Origin of the sequence: Rothia mucilaginosa (genome assembly GCF_001061665.1) — a bacterium.
Classification (GTDB): domain Bacteria; phylum Actinomycetota; class Actinomycetes; order Actinomycetales; family Micrococcaceae; genus Rothia; species Rothia mucilaginosa_A.
In genome coordinates, this window is the sequence record NZ_JVSP01000016.1 from 53,548 (window position 1) to 70,824 (window position 17,277).

Here is a 17,277-nt window from a genome sequence, read left to right on the forward strand (position 1 = left end):
TTTTCAAGACGTGAAAATCAATGATGATAGGGGAGAACGATAATGACCTCAACCACAAACCGCCGCTCAGCCGCCACTCGTCACGGTACGAAGCGGAGTAAGGGGAACACCCGAGAGGGGACGTCACACGCCGCGACCGGAACGAAACCGAAGGGGCAAGGGTACGTGCAGGGAGAGTTTGCCCTAGAGGCAGACTTTGACCTGCGGGCCCTGACCCGCTGGCGGGCCCGGCACATCCTTTCCCTGGGGAACGAGCCCTCGCCGAGTCCCTATAGCGCCGCGCGCGAGCCGGGGTACCTCGCCGCGTGCCTCAACCCGGTGTACCTGCCCGACCCGCAGGACGGGCAAGAAGATTCGGCAGACTCCGGTACGTTGAGGGCCGACCCTTCGATGAACGCTGAGCCTTCGGCAAATGCGGAGCCCTCGGCGGTCCCTGAGCCTTCGGCGGTCGCGGGGGAGCGGGGCGCGGAGGAGACTATCGGCGACCCTCAAAAGACTGATGCAGGGGAGGAAAAATCCGGGGCTGAGAAACTCGACGGAGTTTTAACGAACGAGGAACCCGGCGGGCTACCTCCGCTCTTCAATCCTGGCCTCAGTCCCGAAGAGCTTGCCGCCGCGTGCCGCGAATACGTGCGCTGTTGCACCGCCCAGCTGATGCGCTGCGCAGAACCCGCCGATGAGCTCGTGGTTGAGGCGCTCGCCTGCCTGGGAACGCCCCTCGCGGTGTACTACCTGCTCACCGGCGAAAGGGTGCCGTCCGAGATCTGGGAGCTGGGCGAACCGGACCCGCAGATTGGTGATTTTCTACGCGGGGTCGCGGGCGACGAGAAGAGCCCCCGACTCATGACGAATACGTGCGACTACTACCGCCCTGGAGAGCATCAGATGAACCGCGATACCTTCCACGCGGAACTCGCAACCCGCCGTCTGCGCTGGCACCGCCGCATGGAACGCACCCTGGCCTCCGAGGCCCATATGGCCGCCACCTTCGGCGCGTGGCTCGTTACCCCCGCCGACCCGCTCTGGCCCGAACAGCTCCGCGACCTGGGCCCGGCCCAACCCTACGGACTGTGGTGTCTGGGGGATTCACGGCACCTGCTCGACCTCGCTAACCTGCCGAGTGCTGCCCTGGTGGGTTCGCGAGACCCCAGCATCTACGGTAGCGAGGCGACCACGCACCTGGCCGCTGAGCTCGCCCGCCGGGGGTACCTCGTGATCTCCGGGGGTGCGATGGGCATCGACATCACGGCTCATCGCGCGGCCCTCACCCACAGCACCGCTGAGCTACCCACCGTCGCATTCATGGCAGGAGGCCTGGACCGTCTCTACCCCGCTCAGAATGGCGATACGCTCAGAGACATCGTCGAGCGCGGGCTCATCATGAGCGAAGTGAGCATTGGCAACACCCCGACCCGCTGGCGTTTTCTGGAACGCAATCGCCTCATCGCGGGGCTGGCTAGGCACACGGTCGTGATTGAAGCCCGTTGGCGCTCCGGGGCGCTCAACACCGCACGCCACGCCCTCGAGATAGGTCGCCCCCTCTGGGCTGTTCCCGGGCAGATTAACTCTCCCAACTCGGTGGGCACGAACCGCCTGTTGCGCGATGGGCTCGCCCAGATTTTGACGGAGGCCGCCGACCTGTTGGAGTACGATGCCGCAGCGGGATACGAGCTCGGCGCAGAGCACGCCGGAGACTGGGACGCCGAGGAGTCGGCGGCCTCCACCGTTCTTGACGACCTTACGGAACGGCAGGGAAGGGTGTGGGACGATTTGGGTTTGCGTTCTTACCGCGGTGTGGACGATATCGCCAGCGCTCTGGGGCTGGGCGCTCGAGAGGTCATGATGGATCTTGCTCAACTGGAACGGCTGGGCCTGGCCGAGAGCAACGGCACCGGCTGGCGTAAGATGCGCCCGAAGAAGGGAGCATGAGAAGACAGCCGGGGAGAGCCCACCCCGGCTCCACCTCAACGCGGGGATGCACCTTGCCTCACCGCCAACTGGGGTTTAGGTCTCGTGTAGGCCCGTGGAGCACGCCAACGCTTAGAATGGGGAGAACCGGTTTGTGCCGCCGTTGCACCCCGACGCATCGTGCCACCCCTGGGAGGCGCGCATCGGTACCCGTCCACCGGTACTACGGCAGTTACCCAAGAGGTCGAGAGGAGACGCTATGAACCAGCCGGCGCATCCTGTGCAGTCCGACACGAGCCGGGATGCTCCCTCGACCACGCTTCCCGTTGCCTACACCCGACCGATGGAGGAACCGGAGGGCCGGGCCTCCGGCGAATCGGCAAACGGTGAATCGGCCCTGGGCGTCTCGGGTGAGGTCTTCCGCCCGGTTATCGAGCGGTTCGAACGCTTTCTGCGTTACGAAAAGCACCGTTCCGAGGAGACCATCCGATCCTACGTATCCGATCTGGAGGGGTTCTTCGGCTACGTGGCTCGTCGCGGCGTGCGGCATGTGGACAGCATCGATGCCTCCCTCATTCGCGAATGGTTCGGCTCGCTTCACCTGCGCCGTGCTGCCCGCTCGACCGTGGCCCGTCGAGGCTCGACCCTGCGAACCTTCTTCTCCTGGGCGCAGGAGGAAGAGCTCGTGCAGGCCAACCCCACGCGCGGTATGAGCACCCCCAAGCGTGAGAGCCATCTGCCGCCTGTGCTCAGCCGAGACCAGATGAGCCAGCTCATCGAAAACGTTCAGCGGCAACGGGCCGAAGACCCCCGGAACCCTCGTCTGCTACGCCTGGAAGCCGTCGTTGAGGTTCTCTACGCCTCCGGGATGCGCATCTCCGAACTCACCGGCCTGGACCTGCAGAGCATCGACCGCGTGAATAAGACGGTGCGCGTGCTGGGCAAGGGCAACAAGGAACGAGTGGTTCCGCTGGGAACCCCGGCTCTCAAAGCCCTCAACCGCTGGGTTTCCAAGGGGCGCCCGCAGTGGATTCCCGAGGGCTCGAGCGGGGTGACGGCGCTGTTCATCGGGCCTCGCGGCGGGCGGGCCAATGCCCGTCAGATTCGCGAGGACCTGACGCGCCTGCTGCGCACCGTGGAGAACACTCAGGCCTCCGGCGCGCACGTTCTGCGTCATTCCGCGGCGACCCACCTGGTCGATGGCGGTGCCGACATCCGTTCGGTGCAGGAGCTGCTGGGGCACTCATCGCTTGCGACAACGCAGATTTATACGCACGTGTCGATGCGGCGCCTGGCCGAAACCTACGCTCGTGCCCACCCCCGGGCCTAACCGACGGGGGAGAGGGCCCTGGCAATGCGTCGTTGGGCCGCCCGAGGCCGTCTCTCTATATGGGCGGGGCGCGTTCGCTCTAAGCTATACACCGTTCAACTTGCGCTGAAACTTTATGCACGGCAGTGGAACGCGGTAGCATAGGTAACAGATTATCCGAGGGTGCCGCACCCGTTGCGGCGCCGCGTACGAGTACCAAAATCAGAAAGGTCGCACCGCATGCGCGCACTCGTTTGCCCCGGTCAGGGATCCCAGAAGAAGGGCTTTCTGAGCCCCTGGCTTGAGATTGAAGGGGTGCGCGAGCACCTGGAACGACTCTCCGAGGCTGCAGGTATCGACCTGATTCACTACGGCACCGAAGCCGAAGAAGAAACCATCAAGGACACCGCCATTGCCCAGCCCCTCATCGTGGCAGCGGGTATCGTGACCGGTCGCCTCGCACTCAAAGATCTCGAGGGTGAAGAGCTCGTCTTCGCCGGACACTCCGTCGGTGAAATCACCGCCGCCGCCCTGGCCGGCGTGCTCAGCGAGGAAGACGCCATGCGCTTCGTGCGCGTGCGCGCCAACGGTATGGCGGAGGCCGCCGCAGCCTCCCCGACCGGCATGGCCGCAGTCCTCGGCGGCGTTGAAGACACCGTTCGCGAAGCCATCGCCGCAGTAGGCCTGGTGGCCGCAAACTCCAACGGCGGCGGCCAGATTGTTGCCGCAGGCCCCATTCCCGCCATCGAGGAATTTGCCGCCAACCCGCCGGCCCGCACTCGCGTGATTCCCCTGAAGGTGGCCGGCGCGTTCCACACCGAGGCCATGGCACCGGCCGTCCCCGCACTCAAGGAATTTGCGGACTCCCTCAAGGTCTCCGACCCGAACTCGCCGCTTCTGACCAACCGTGACGGCTCCGTCGTCACCTCGGGTGAAGAGTTCGTGCAGACCCTGGTTTCGCAGGTCACCAGCCCCGTGCGCTGGGACCTGTGCATGGCAACCCTGCTCGACCGTAACATCGAGGGCATTATCGAGGTGGCCCCCGCCGGCACCCTCATCGGCCTGGCCAAGCGCGCCATGCGCGGCGTCCCCGGCACCGCCATCAACACCCCCGAGGACCTCGACGCTCTCAAGGCCTAAGTACGGGCACCGACTCAGCTTCACCCCATAGACAGCAGCCCGCAGCCTGCGAGCCGCAACAGCATAAAGGATTGAATACGTGACTACCCTCAAGCAGTACGAGATCAACCGCTACTCCCGCATCCTCGGTTACGGCGCAGCCCGCGGTGATGTCATCGTCCCCAACGATGACATCGTCGAGGCCATCGACTCCTCCGACGAGTGGATTCGCCAGCGCACCGGCATCATTACTCGTCACCGCGCCAGCGAGAACCAGTCCGTCACCGACCTCGCCATCGGCGCCGCAAAGGACGCCCTGCAGTCCTCCGGCGTATCCGGCGAAGATATCGAAGCGGTCATCATCTCGACCATTTCGCACCCCTACGCAACTCCCTCCCTGGCCACCATCGTCGCTAATGCCATTGGCTCCAAGTGCCCCGCCTACGACATCTCCGCAGCCTGCGCGGGCTTCTGCTACGGCATCGCTCAGGCGGATGCACTTGTGCGCGCCGGTACCGCCAAGAACGTCCTCGTGATCGGCGTTGAAAAGCTGTCGGACTTCATCGATAACACCGAGCGCTCCATCTCCTTCCTGCTCGGTGATGGCGCGGGTGCCGCAGTGGTCGGCGTCTCCGACGAGCCCGGCATCGCCCCCACCGTCTGGGGTTCGGACGGCTCCCGCTGGCATACCGTCGGCATGACCCACTCCCTCCTCGACATTCGCAACCGCGACTTCGTTGCCAACCCCGTGCAGGAAGGCGAGAAGATTTGGCCCACCCTGCGCCAGGACGGACCCTCCGTCTTCCGCTGGGCCGTCTGGGAGATGGCCAAGGTCGCTAAGAAGGCCCTTGAAGAAGCCGGCATCACCCCCGACGAGCTCGGTGCCCTCATCCCGCACCAGGCTAACGCCCGCATCATCGACCAGATGGTCAAGACCCTCAAGCTTCCCGACACCGTCGCCGTTGCGCGCGACATCGTCGATGCCGGCAACACCTCCGCCGCATCCGTGCCGCTGGCAGCTCACCGACTGCTCAAGGAAAACCCGGAGCTTTCCGGTAAGTTCGCCCTGCAGATTGGCTTCGGCGCGGGTCTTGCCTTCGCAGCTCAGGTCGTCGTTCTTCCGTAACGGCCCCGAGCCGGATCCATGCGGATCCCCACACACTCCGAGTTGCCGCATGCGTTCACAGCGCATACACGATAAACTCGGTAATGCACGCGTACCCCCGTCCGGTGGGTGCGACGACCATCGAAATAACAAAAGGAGCCCCTGAATGGCTAACAAGGAAGAGATCCTCGCAGGTCTGGCAGAGATCGTTAACGAAGAGACCGGCGTTGAGGTTGAGGACGTTCAGCTGGACAAGTCCTTCACCGAGGACCTGGACATCGACTCCATCTCGATGATGACCATCGTCGTGAACGCCGAAGAGAAGTTCGAAGTTACCATCCCCGACGAAGAGGTCAAGAACCTCAAGACCGTTGGCGACGCAGTCGACTTCATCGCAAACGCAGCCTAAGCTGTAACGCGACCGACGCGGCGCGGGCTCTCACCGGTCCGCGCCGCATCACCATACCCCCACTGCATACTCCCGGCCCCGCGAACGTGCCCGCGCACCGAAGCTTCCCGGGGACCACAGGTTTTTATCCACACACCACCGGATAGACCACCCACAAAACCACCCAAGAGAAAGTGCCACAATGTCTCGAAAAGTGCTGGTGACCGGCCTCGGCGCAACCACCCCCATCGGCGGCGACGTCCCCACCACCTGGGCAAACGCCACCAAGGGCGTTTCCGGTGTCTCCACGATTGATCAGCCCTGGGTTCAGGAATACGACCTGCCGGTCTACATCGCCGGTCAGCTTGCCGTTGAACCCCTCGAATCCGGCCGCCTCACCAAGGTCGAAGCCAAGCGCCTCGATCCTTCGGGACAGCTCGCCCTCATCGCAGCTCGCGAGGCGTGGGAAGACGCAGGTTTCTCCGGCCCCGACGCTGAATCTGCCGAGGAAGTCGATCCCCTTCGCACCGGTGTCGCCTTCGGTACCGGTATCGGCGGTGTGTGGACCCTCCTGGACGCCTGGGATACCCTCCGCGAAAAGGGTCCCCGCCGCGTCCTGCCCATGACCGTGCCGATGCTCATGCCCAACGGCAACGCAGCCGCGGTTTCTATGAACCTCAAGGCACGCGCGGCAGCCCAGACCGTTGTCTCGGCTTGCGCATCCTCCACCGAGGCCATGCAGATTGGCGCCGAGATGATTCGTAGCGGCAAGGCCGACGTGGTTATCGTTGGCGGCTCCGAAGCTGCCATCCACCCGCTGCCCATGGCGGCATTCGCCAAGATGCAGGCGCTCTCCTCCCGTAACGATGAGCCCGAGAAGGCATCGCGTCCCTACGACGTCGACCGCGACGGTTTCGTCATGGGTGAAGGTGCAGCGGCCCTCATCCTCGAGTCCGAAGAGCACGCCAAGGCTCGCGGCGCACGCGTCTACGCAGAGCTCGCCGGTACCGGCGTCTCCGCAGACTCCTACCACATCACCGCGCCCGACCCCGCAGCGCTCGGCGCAACTCGCGCGCTGCGCGAAGCCCTCGAAGACGGCAACATCGACCCCAAGACCGTGGTGCATATTAACGCCCACGCGACCAGCACCCCCGCCGGTGACCTCCCCGAAGCAACCGCAATCCACGAAACCTTCGGCGAGCACACCAAGGACATTGCTGTCTCCGCAACGAAGTCGATGACCGGCCACCTGCTCGGTGGCGCTGGCGCTCTCGAGGCCGTGTTGACCGTTCTCGCGCTGCACCACCGCACCGCGCCCTGCACCATCAACCTTGACAACAGGGACCCGCAGATTGACCTGAACGTTGTCACCGAGGCACGCGAACTGCCCGCCGGTGAGATCGTCGCCATCTCGAACTCCTTCGGCTTCGGCGGCCACAACGCTGTCGTGGCATTCCGCTCGGTCGAAAACTAAGCATCCTGGGGCTTTTAGCTCCAGATAGACGTAACGCTCCCTCAGCTACCGTGTGTAGCGGGGGAGCGTTGCGTTTTGGGAGGGGCGGCTGGGGTGTCTCTTATCTGCCCGGGCAGCCATTTAGAGCTTCAGCGTCGCGTGTCGAAATCGCACGAATCAGTCTGCGTCATATTTCCCGCGGATACCGCGTTCAATGTCTCAACGGCATAACCTACCGGTATCCTATAGGTAAGTTATTCACCAAAACACATCACATATAGCAGTTTCAGCACCAGGGTACCCAAAACCCCATCGGACTATACACTCGAGAGCAGTATGGCTAAACATCTGAACCGGGCCGCGCCCTCCTCCACTACCTCAAACATCAGCGATCAAGCGTTGACCCCCGACGAGCCCCGCGTCTCGACGAAGAGTGCGGGGACGGCTCGGTCTACCCTCCCTGCAACGGCTGATTCCTCGGATGCTCGCCCTATTCGTCGGCTGCCCGCCTACCGCACCTGGGTCCCGGCGCTGCTGATCTGGATTCTTTCCTGCGCGGTTCACTTCGGCATCTTTGCGCTCTCCCTCTCCCGAGACCTGCAGCATCCCATGAGCAAGGTCAACCGGAACCTCGACTACCTGTCTTACCTGAACATTTGGGACGCCCTCTTCTACGAGCGTATCTATAAACACGGCTACCCCCAGGAGTTGCCCTTCCTTCCCGACGGAACGGTAAACCACAACACCTGGGCGTTCATGCCCCTGCAGTCGGTGCTCAGCGGTGGGGTATCCAATGTTTTCGGTATTGACTACCGCCTGGCGTCGGTCCTGGTGACCCTCGCTGCCGGTTGCGCGTTGTCCCTCGTGCTCTACCGCCTTTTCGTGGGTTCCCTGAACTGGAGTGCCCGAGGCGTCTTCGACACCCGCCCGCAGGCGGGGGATGAATCCCGCAACCGCCTGGCGCTGTGGGCCCTGGCCGTGTACGCCCTGAGCCCCGCAAGCCCAATCTTTGTCACCGGTTACGCTGAAGCCCTCTCGACCCTGTTCCTGGCCCTGTGCGCGTGGTGCGTGGTGCGTAACCGCTACCTTCTGCTGCTTCCCGTGGCCCTTTGCGCGGCCCTGTCCCGGCCGGTGGGTGTGCCGCTGGGTGCCTTCGTGGGTCTGTGGTGGCTCTGGTGCACGGTTGCCGACTACCGCGACCGCACCGGCGGCATCCTGCGGCTATCGCTCTCGGATGCGTGGGCTGCGTTCCGCGGCCGCCTCGGCCAGCTTCTGAGCGCCCTGGTGGTGTGCTCCTTCGCCTTCGTGCACCCTCTGCACGCCGCCCTCCGCACCGGACGCCCCGATGCGTACCTCGCGACGGAGCTGGGCTGGAGCGGTCGCAAGCCTGAAGAGGGACACCTCATCTTTATCCAGTGGGTCAAGCAATGGGACGAATACCTTGGCGGATCCCTTCCCTGGGAAATCGTGGCGCTATTCTTCGTGGCGCTCATCCTGGGCTTCTACTGGTGGATTTCGCTCAAGGGCAATCGTTCCCTGCTACACCCCGCACTGTGGCTGTGGACGGCCTGCTACGCCGGATACCTCTTCATCTTCTGGCTCCCCATTACCTCCACGCCTCGTATCATCCTGCCGATGTTTACCCTCTCCCTGCTGGTGGCCTCCTATCTGCCCAAGAGTCGCGTCTATCGCCCGGGGCTGGTCCTTCTCGGGGTGCTGGCCTCCGCTGCGTGGGTCCACATGTTCTGGGGAGGCCCGGATACCATTAGGAACATTTGGTTTATCCCCTAGAAATCTATCCCGAGAAATTTATCCCCAAGAAAGTGGGTGCTCCGTGCGCTAAATGCGGGGAGAGATGGCATACCGGTGCGCGGGGGAGTGTGGCTTCCGCGGGCTAGGGCTTGAGAGAAAACATACCGGACAACGCTTGCGGGGGAGTGCCCCCTCATCGGTGCCTGATGCACCTCGGGTTTGGGACGGCTGGGGTTTTACAGATTAAAAACGGGTGGCGTATCCGCTCCGGCACTGCAGATACGCCACCCAAACACACCACACTCCACAAGACAATGCAGAGCGCGCGGGAATAAACCATCCCGCAAGGTCCCCGCGTTCCCTGCCTCGCACCACGGTAGGCGTAGACAGAGAAGACGGGAGTATGCGACCTTCGGGGCGAGGTGCCCGTCCGGAAGATTTATAGAAGCTCCCATACCGGTTCCATCAGGTAGGAATCGGAGTGGTCGCTCCTTCCGATGGTGAAGCATTCCCGTGCGGAGTGAAGACCACAATGGCAGGAGTCAACAGCCTGCAGGAAACGCTCGGAGGAGTCCGAAAATAATCGATGCCCTCATGGAACCGGATGATCGGTGATGGGAGCTCCTGTAGATAGAATAACCTTAAAGCGCGCCTAAAGTAAACCTTCAACCAATAATTTAACCTTATTGTTATAATTCCTAGTCATCGCGTTATTGATAGTCGTTCAACACCCTCTGGGGGTTGCATAACTAGACTCCCGGAACTTTGGTCCGTTTGACGCTCTTCACCGTTATTAAATCGTGATAAATTCCATGACGCTGATGTCTAAAAGAACCTCGAGTCGCGCGCGGTCAATCGTCACGGAGCGTCAAAAAACGTCATTTTGTCACGTAATTTATTCCGGCGGCGAGAAAATATGCGCCCCGCCCGCGCTGTGGCATAATCAGAAGCGTCATCGTGCTCCGGGGTCGGTGAAATTCCGAACCGGCGGTCACAGCCCGCGAACCGTTTCGCCCGCATCGAGCAGACTCGCGTTCACCGCCCGACTATTTACGGCGGCGAACCACCGAGCACCCGAGCAGGCAGACGGCCGAACCGGTGAAAATCCGGTGCCGACAGTACAGTCTGGATGGAAGGTAGCACGAGCAGAAAACGGCAGGTCCCGCCCCTCACGGAGGTGTCTGCGACCCCACCGGCGGTACAACGCGGTGGGGGTCGTGTTCGGCGTTTCGTCGTGGCACCCCGAAGGGCCCGCAGATCTTGCCCACACACCGGAGCCGGCGCATCCACCCCGTGATGCGCCCGGAATCGATGAGTTCTGTTCCTCTCCCCGGAGCCGCCGCAGATGCGCACACAGCGCATCCGGAATACGTCCACACACGAGAGGAAAGAATCATGGACATTCTGCGGTGGCTCTTCGACGCACAGATCCACGTGGGGGATCAATCCCTCCTCGTGCGCGAAGTCCTCGGCAACGTATTCGGCCTGGCATCGGCGCTGGGCGGCATGCGACGCAAAGTATGGGCATGGCCCGTTGGAATCCTCGGCAATCTGCTGCTCCTCACCGTCTTTCTGGGCACCCTCATCGGTAGCCCCCACCCCGTGACCATGCTCGGCCAAGCGGGCCGCCAGGTCATGTTCATCGCCGTGTCCATCTGGGGTTGGTACCGTTGGCGCGCAACCCGAGCATCCGGCGGTAACGCGAGCGCGGGTGCCGCCGTCATCCCGCAATGGGCAACGAACACCGAACGCGCCGGCCTCGTCGTCGCGATGGTCGCCGGAACCCTGCTGCTCACCCCCGTCTTCCGCGCCCTCGGCTCCTACGAGCCGGTCTGGTCCGACGCCTGGATTTTCACCGGCTCCCTGCTCGCCACCTACGGCATGGCGCGCGGTTGGGTTGAATTCTGGCTCATCTGGGTGGCCGTCGACCTGGTTGGCGTGCCGCTGCTGTGGAGCGCCGGCTACTACGCGACCTCCCTCATGTACGTGTTCTACGGATGCTTCACCCTGGTCGGCTTCTTCGTCTGGTGGCGCACCCGCAACCTGGAGGTGCAGAAGGCCCGCGTGCAGACCCAATTCCCGGACGTGACCGTGGACGTTGCAGACCTGGCTTCCGCGGACTCCGTGGCGGAGTGCGAGGTCGCCACCAAGAGCAACACCGCGCAGAATGTAGCTTCGCAGAACGTAGCATCGTAGAAAGAGGCGTAAGCGAGATGACCCCCATCAGCCGCCAGCACGAGGCCCAGGGCCCGGCGGGTACCCTGCCTGAGCCCATCGCCGCCGTGCACGAGCGACCCATTCCCGAAGACACGGGCTACCTGCCCGCGACCACGCCCTCGACTGTGCCGCTTCCGCACAACGACCTGGATTACTCCGCCGCCGAGTACGGGCACCTCACCGGCGTACCCGCCGCCCGCACCCTGAACCTGCCGGGCCCCGAGCAGACCCTCAGCCACGACGAGGCGATGAGCCTGGCCCTCGACGCCGCCCGCCAGGGTATTCGCGGCGCAAACCCGCTCGTCGGAGCCGTCATCACCGACAGTGAGGGACACCTGCTGCACGTGGGCTACCACCGAGGCGCCGGTACCCCGCACGCCGAAGCCGACGCGCTCGCCGCCGCCCGTGCCGCGGGAACCGACCTCACCGGTGCCCGCATGTACGTGAGCCTGGAGCCCTGCAACCACACCGGACGCACCGGCCCCTGCTCCCACGCCGTCGCCGAGGCAGGCATCAGCGAACTCTACTACGCCTACAGCGACGACACCGAAAACGCCGCCGGAGGCGCCGCCTACCTGCGCTCGCGGGGCGTCACCGTGCACGCCATGGAGGAGTTCGCGAACGCCTCCTACCTGCTGAACGAGCGCTGGTTCATCGCCGCCGCCGAGCGTCGACCCTTCGTGACCGCCAAGAGTGCCTCCACCCTGGACGGGTTCATTGCGGCAGCTGACGGCACGAGCAAGTGGATTACCGGCCCCGCCGCGCGCATTGACGGGCACCTGATTCGTCACCGCGCCGACGCCGTCATGATTGGCACCCGCACCACCCTCATGGACGACCCGACCCTGGATGCGCGCGACGCCAATGGGGAACGCTTCGAGAAGCAGCCACTGCGCGTGGTCATGGGCAAGACCGAGATTACGGAGAACTACCGGATTCGCGGCCTCAACCCGCCCGAAGGTGTGGAGGCGGACCCGCAGAACTTCCTGCAGATTTTCACCCACGACCCGCGCGAACTGCTCGATGAGCTTTACGACCGCGGTGTGCGGCACCTCATGATTGAGGGCGGCCCCGGCATGGTCGGCCTCTTCGCCGGTGAAGACCTCATCGACGAGATGGTCTGGTACCGCGCGCCCCTCATCATGGGCCGCGGCAAAAGCGCCGTGTACCGCCTGCTCGTGGACACCCTCGCGCAGGCACCGCGCCTGCAACTGGACGACCTGGGTATGTTCCCGGCTGTGCGCGTGCTCGGCCAGGACACCGCGACGCACATGGTGCCCGAACCACGCGGCACCGCGAAGGATCCGGGGGAGCGGCGCGTGTTGCAGAAGCTGGACGCCTGCCGCGCGCCCGAACCGCGGCTGGATTAGCCCCCGTACGTGCCGGGCAAATCGGGCCCGGTAGAACTGCGTCGGTAGCTTCACTGAACGCTACCGGGTTCGCATACTGGCACGTCCCGCATCCGACTACAGGGAATATTCGAAAAATACGTATAGTTATACGTAGAGCAAACCATCGCCGCCCGTCACCCTCAACGACGACAACCGGCGGATACGGCGAGAAAAGGAAAACACATGTTTACCGGAATTATTGGCGCCCTCGGCACCGTAGAATCCATCACCCCCATCGAAGGCAGCGACGCAGCCTACCTGACCCTCAACGCCGGTGACATCGTCGCCGACCTCGAACACGGCGGCTCCCTCGCCGTCAACGGTGTATGCCTCACCGCTATCGACCTCGACCGTCTGCAGTCCGGCCAGTTCCGCGCCTACACCATGGGTGAGACTCTGCGCCGCACCAACCTCGGCGACCTGACCCCCGGCGATACCGTCAACCTGGAGCGTTGCCTGCCCGCCGGCGGCCGCTTCGACGGGCACGTGGTGCAGGGTCACGTGGATGCGGTCGGTACCCTCGCATCCGTCACCGCGCACGAGGCATGGAGCACCCTGCGCTTCACCCTGCCCGCCGAGCTGGCACCCCTGCTGGCGGAGAAGGGCTCCATCGCTGTCTCCGGCGTGTCCCTGACCGTCACCGCCGTTTCTGAGCCCGGTGAGAGCCCCGCGTGGTTTGAGGTCGGCCTGATTCCCGAAACCCTGAAGGCAACCAACCTCGGCACGCTCAAGGTCGGCGACAGCGTGAACCTCGAGACCGATGCGCTCGCCAAGTACGTGCAGCGACTGACCGCCTTCGCCGGCGCGCCTCAGACTGCTTCTGAGAAGGTTGCGCCGCGCCGCGCCGACGCCGCAAGCGTGCTCGACAGCGTGCAGACCGCGGTGGACGCCATCGCCGCCGGCCGCGCCGTGGTCGTGGTGGACGACGAGGACCGCGAGAACGAGGGCGACATCATCTTCGCCGCCGAGCACGCAACCCCCGAGCTGATGGGCTTCATGATTCGCTACACCTCCGGCGTGGTGTGCGCCCCCATGAGCAACAAGCGCGCCGACGAGATGAAGCTACCGCCCATGGTCACCAACAACGAGGATCCCAAGGGCACCGCCTACACCGTCTCCTGCGATGCGGCCTCCGGCGTGAGCACCGGCATCTCCGCGGCGGATCGCGCACGCACCGTGCAGATTCTTGCCGATGCCTCCTCCAGTCCGGCGGACATCACCCGCCCCGGCCACATCTTCCCGCTGCGCGCCGTTGACGGCGGCGTGGCTCAGCGCCCCGGCCACACTGAGGCCGCCGTGGAGCTCTCCCGCGCGGCGGGCCTATCCGGCGTGGGCGTCATCGCCGAGGTCGTGCACGACGACGGCTCCATGATGCGTTTCGATGCCCTGCGCGCCTTCGCAACCGAGCACAACCTGCCCATGATTTCCATTGAGGACCTCATCAAGTACGTGGCACAGAACGCTCCGACCGGGGAGAACGCATGAGCGGCGCGATGAACGCGGCCGAGCAGGTGACCGCGAAGGCGACGGGCCCCGAGAGCCTGAGCGCCGAGTCCCGCGCTACGGCCGCGCGTCTCGCGGAGAGCTACCGCGTCAGCCCCCTCGACATGGTGCCCAACCCCAGCCCGCTGCTGGTCGAAAGCACCGAGGAGGTTGCCGTTCCCACCCCGAACGGCCTCTTCGGTCTGCGCGCCTGGCGTTTCGCGGACGGCGCCGAGCACCTCAGCGCCCGGGCCCTCGACCGCGACGGCAACCCCGTACCCTACGAGGGCGGGGGAGCGCCCGCCGTGCGCATCCACTCCGAGTGTGCGACCGGCGATATCTTCGGCTCCTTCCGTTGCGATTGCGGACCCCAGCTGGAGAACGGCCTGCGCATTATCGGCCGCACCGGCGGGTACCTCGTCTACGTGCGCAACCACGAGGGGCGCGGCATCGGCTTGGTTAACAAGCTCCGCGCCTACGCCCTGCAGGATGCCGGGCTCGACACCCTCGACGCGAACCTGGCCCTCGGCCTGGACGGCGACATGCGCGACTACTCGCAGGCGGCGCTGATTCTGCAGGAGCTCGGCGTGCACGAAATGCGTCTGGTCACCAATAACCCCGCCAAGCAGGAGGCCCTCGAAGGCCTTGGCCTGCGCGTGACCGAGCTGATCCCGGACGAGATTCCCGCCCGAGTCGAGAACGCCCACTACCTGCACACCAAGCGGGAGCGCATGCGTCACCTGCTTGAGCGTGCCTAACCCTGCGGGCCAGCGACCCTGCGAGCCCCGGAAAACAGACACCCCACTATTTCAAGTCAACCCACCAAAAGGAGAACACCATGAGCGGCGTCGGCGCAGCAGACACCTCCCTCAACCCCGAAGACTACAAGGGCTTTAAGCTCGCCATTATCGCGGCCAGCTGGCACACCCGAGTCATGGACGGCCTGATTGACGGCGCGCAGCGCGCCGCCCGCGACGCCGGCCTTGAACCCACCCTCGTGCGCGTTCCGGGTACCTTTGAGCTGCCCGTCGCCGCAACTCGCCTCGCCGATAAGTTCGACGCCATCGTCGCGCTCGGCGTGGTGATTCGCGGCGGCACCCCGCACTTCGAGTACGTCTGCCAGGGCGCAACCGGCGGCCTGACCGACGTTTCCGTGCTGACCGGCCGCCCCATCGGCTTCGGCGTGCTCACCTGCGATAACGAGGAGCAGGCCCTGGACCGTGCAGGCCTGGAAGGCTCCACCGAGGACAAGGGCTACGAGGCGACTGCCGCCGCACTGCAGACCGCGGCAACCCTCAAGAACCTCGCCTAACGGCACGTCTACCCCGTAGCGGGGCCGCCCTCGGCGGCTTCACGGCGTTCGCGGATTGGCGCCTCCGGACCCCTTGAGGCGCGGAGGCGCCGGCCCGCATCGTCCCTGCCGCGGGCCAACACGAATCAACACCCGCGGGTAGACTGAACACAGAACCCGCCACCCACCCTGACGCATCGCGGCACCACCGGCGTCACCCCACCCCAAAGGAGTACAGTAATGCAGGATTTGGGCACCATCACCCCCTCGCGCGAAGAATTCCGCGCCCGTGCAGCCGGAACCCGCGTGATTCCCGTCCACATTAAAATCCTCGCCGACTCGCTCACCCCCATCGGCATCTACCGTTCCCTCGTACTTCAGGACGACCAGGGCGCGCCCGCCGAGGCAGCCCACGGCACCTTCCTGCTCGAATCCGCCACGATTTCCTCCGAGGGTGAGTCTGCTTCGTGGGCACGCTACTCCTTCATCGGCGCGTCTTCCCGCTCGACCCTCACCACCGTTGACGGCGCCGTCCACTGGCAGGGCCGCACCCCCGCCGGCGCACCCGTCGACGGCGACCCCGTGGAGGCCATCGCCAAGACCCTGCAGATGCTTTACACCGAGCCCGACCCCACCCTGCCGCCGCTCACCTCCGGCCTGGTTGGATACCTCGGCTGGGATGTCGTTCGCCACTGGGAGAACCTGCCCAACCCGCCCGCCGACGACGTGAAGCTGCCCGAGTTCGCGCTCAACATGGTCTCCGACATGGCCATTCACGACAACCAGGACGGCACAGTCCTGCTCGTCGCCAACGCCATTAACTTCAACGGCACCAGCGAAAACGTCGACGGTGCCTACGACGATGCCGTCGCGCGCCTGCACAGTATGCTCCGTCGCCTGCAGCGCGGCGCCTCGACCACGACCTCCATTCTCTCGGGCGTGGACGAGGTCAACCGCAAGGTTCGCGAGGACGTCACCCTCACCTGGAGCGACCAGGATTTCAAGGACATCATCGCGCGTTCCAAGAAGAACATCATCGACGGCGACGTCTTCCAGCTCGTGCTCTCGCGCCGCTTCGAGGCGCAGACCGACGCCCGCCCCCTCGACGTGTACCGCGTGCTGCGCCAGTCCAACCCCTCGCCGTACATGTACCTCTTCAACTTTGACGACGCTGAGGGAACCCCGTTCCACATTGTCGGTTCCTCTCCGGAGGCGCTCGTTACCCTCAAGCACGGCATCGCCAGCACCCACCCCATCGCCGGCTCCCGCCCGCGCGGCGCAACCCGCGAGGAGGACGTGGCCCTGGCCGAGGAACTGCTCGCCGACGAAAAGGAACGCTCCGAGCACCTCATGCTCGTCGACCTGGCACGCAACGACCTCTCGCGTATCGCCAAGCCCGGCACCGTGTCCGTCGATCAGTTCATGATTATTGAGCGTTTCAGTCACATTATGCACATTTCCTCCGCCGTCAGCGCCGAACTCGACCCGCAGTTCAGCGCCTACGACGTGCTGCGCGTCGCGTTCCCCGCCGGTACCCTCTCCGGCGCGCCCAAGCCTCGCGCGATGCAACTCATCGACGAATACGAACCCACCCGCCGCGGCGTCTACGGCGGCGTGTGCGGCTACTTCGACTTCGCCGGCAACATGGACATGGCCATCGCCATCCGCACCGCCGTGCTCAAGGAAGGCACCGCCTACGTTCAGGCCGGTGCGGGCCTCGTGATGGACTCCAACCCCGATTCCGAAGCCCTCGAAACCGTCAACAAGTCTGCCGCCCCGCTGCGCGCCGTGCTGACCGCATCCGGCCTGGCACCCCTCGACGCGGACGCGGCCGTCAACGCCGCCCAGTAACCCAAGGAGAC

At 64.7% G+C, this 17,277-nt stretch carries 13 protein-coding genes and 1 riboswitch; all 13 genes read left to right on the top strand.

Going from position 1 to position 17,277, the window contains the following annotated elements:
- The first annotated feature begins 165 nt into the window (after positions 1–165).
- The 13 genes from dprA (at position 166) to ADJ95_RS07920 (ending at position 17,266) form a co-directional block, all read left to right on the top strand.
- A complete protein-coding gene (gene dprA / locus ADJ95_RS07860) occupies positions 166–1,929 on the top strand; it encodes a DNA-processing protein DprA (RefSeq protein WP_239662822.1) in 1,764 nt (587 codons plus the stop codon).
- Positions 1,930–2,167: 238 nt separating this feature from the next.
- Complete coding sequence (locus ADJ95_RS07865; RefSeq protein WP_049334082.1) at positions 2,168–3,238, top strand: tyrosine recombinase XerC; 1,071 nt, start codon at positions 2,168–2,170, stop codon at positions 3,236–3,238.
- A 219-nt stretch (positions 3,239–3,457) separates the two neighbouring features.
- Positions 3,458–4,357 (top strand): ACP S-malonyltransferase, encoded by a 900-nt coding sequence (locus ADJ95_RS07870; RefSeq protein WP_049334083.1) that lies wholly within the window; start codon positions 3,458–3,460, stop codon positions 4,355–4,357.
- A gap of 79 nt (positions 4,358–4,436) precedes the next feature.
- A complete protein-coding gene (locus ADJ95_RS07875; RefSeq protein WP_049334084.1) occupies positions 4,437–5,462 on the top strand; it encodes a beta-ketoacyl-ACP synthase III in 1,026 nt (341 codons plus the stop codon).
- Between the two features lie 145 nt (positions 5,463–5,607).
- Positions 5,608–5,850 (top strand): acyl carrier protein, encoded by a 243-nt coding sequence (locus ADJ95_RS07880; RefSeq protein ID WP_049334085.1) that lies wholly within the window; start codon positions 5,608–5,610, stop codon positions 5,848–5,850.
- Between the two features lie 181 nt (positions 5,851–6,031).
- The gene (fabF, locus tag ADJ95_RS07885; protein ID WP_049334086.1) at positions 6,032–7,303 is read left to right on the top strand and encodes a beta-ketoacyl-ACP synthase II; all 1,272 of its coding nucleotides are present in this window, start codon (positions 6,032–6,034) and stop codon (positions 7,301–7,303) included.
- Positions 7,304–7,618: 315 nt separating this feature from the next.
- Positions 7,619–9,073: a hypothetical protein gene (locus ADJ95_RS07890; protein ID WP_152691726.1), complete on the top strand. Its 1,455-nt coding sequence runs from the start codon at positions 7,619–7,621 to the stop codon at positions 9,071–9,073.
- 914 nt (positions 9,074–9,987) lie between these two features.
- Positions 9,988–10,181, top strand: a riboswitch (FMN riboswitch).
- A gap of 248 nt (positions 10,182–10,429) precedes the next feature.
- Positions 10,430–11,230 (top strand): nicotinamide riboside transporter PnuC, encoded by an 801-nt coding sequence (pnuC, locus tag ADJ95_RS07895; RefSeq protein ID WP_239662823.1) that lies wholly within the window; start codon positions 10,430–10,432, stop codon positions 11,228–11,230.
- A 17-nt stretch (positions 11,231–11,247) separates the two neighbouring features.
- Complete coding sequence (gene ribD / locus ADJ95_RS07900; RefSeq protein WP_239662824.1) at positions 11,248–12,621, top strand: bifunctional diaminohydroxyphosphoribosylaminopyrimidine deaminase/5-amino-6-(5-phosphoribosylamino)uracil reductase RibD; 1,374 nt, start codon at positions 11,248–11,250, stop codon at positions 12,619–12,621.
- A 204-nt stretch (positions 12,622–12,825) separates the two neighbouring features.
- Positions 12,826–14,127 (top strand): 3,4-dihydroxy-2-butanone-4-phosphate synthase, encoded by a 1,302-nt coding sequence (ribB, locus tag ADJ95_RS07905; RefSeq protein WP_049334088.1) that lies wholly within the window; start codon positions 12,826–12,828, stop codon positions 14,125–14,127.
- The gene (locus ADJ95_RS07910; RefSeq protein ID WP_141761826.1) at positions 14,124–14,882 is read left to right on the top strand and encodes a GTP cyclohydrolase II; all 759 of its coding nucleotides are present in this window, start codon (positions 14,124–14,126) and stop codon (positions 14,880–14,882) included. Before ribB ends, ADJ95_RS07910 begins: the two co-directional genes overlap by 4 nt.
- 80 nt (positions 14,883–14,962) lie before the next feature.
- The gene (gene ribH, locus ADJ95_RS07915) at positions 14,963–15,436 is read left to right on the top strand and encodes a 6,7-dimethyl-8-ribityllumazine synthase (protein WP_049334089.1); all 474 of its coding nucleotides are present in this window, start codon (positions 14,963–14,965) and stop codon (positions 15,434–15,436) included.
- Positions 15,437–15,655: 219 nt separating this feature from the next.
- A complete protein-coding gene (locus tag ADJ95_RS07920; RefSeq protein WP_049334090.1) occupies positions 15,656–17,266 on the top strand; it encodes an anthranilate synthase component I in 1,611 nt (536 codons plus the stop codon).
- Positions 17,267–17,277: the final 11 nt, after the last annotated feature.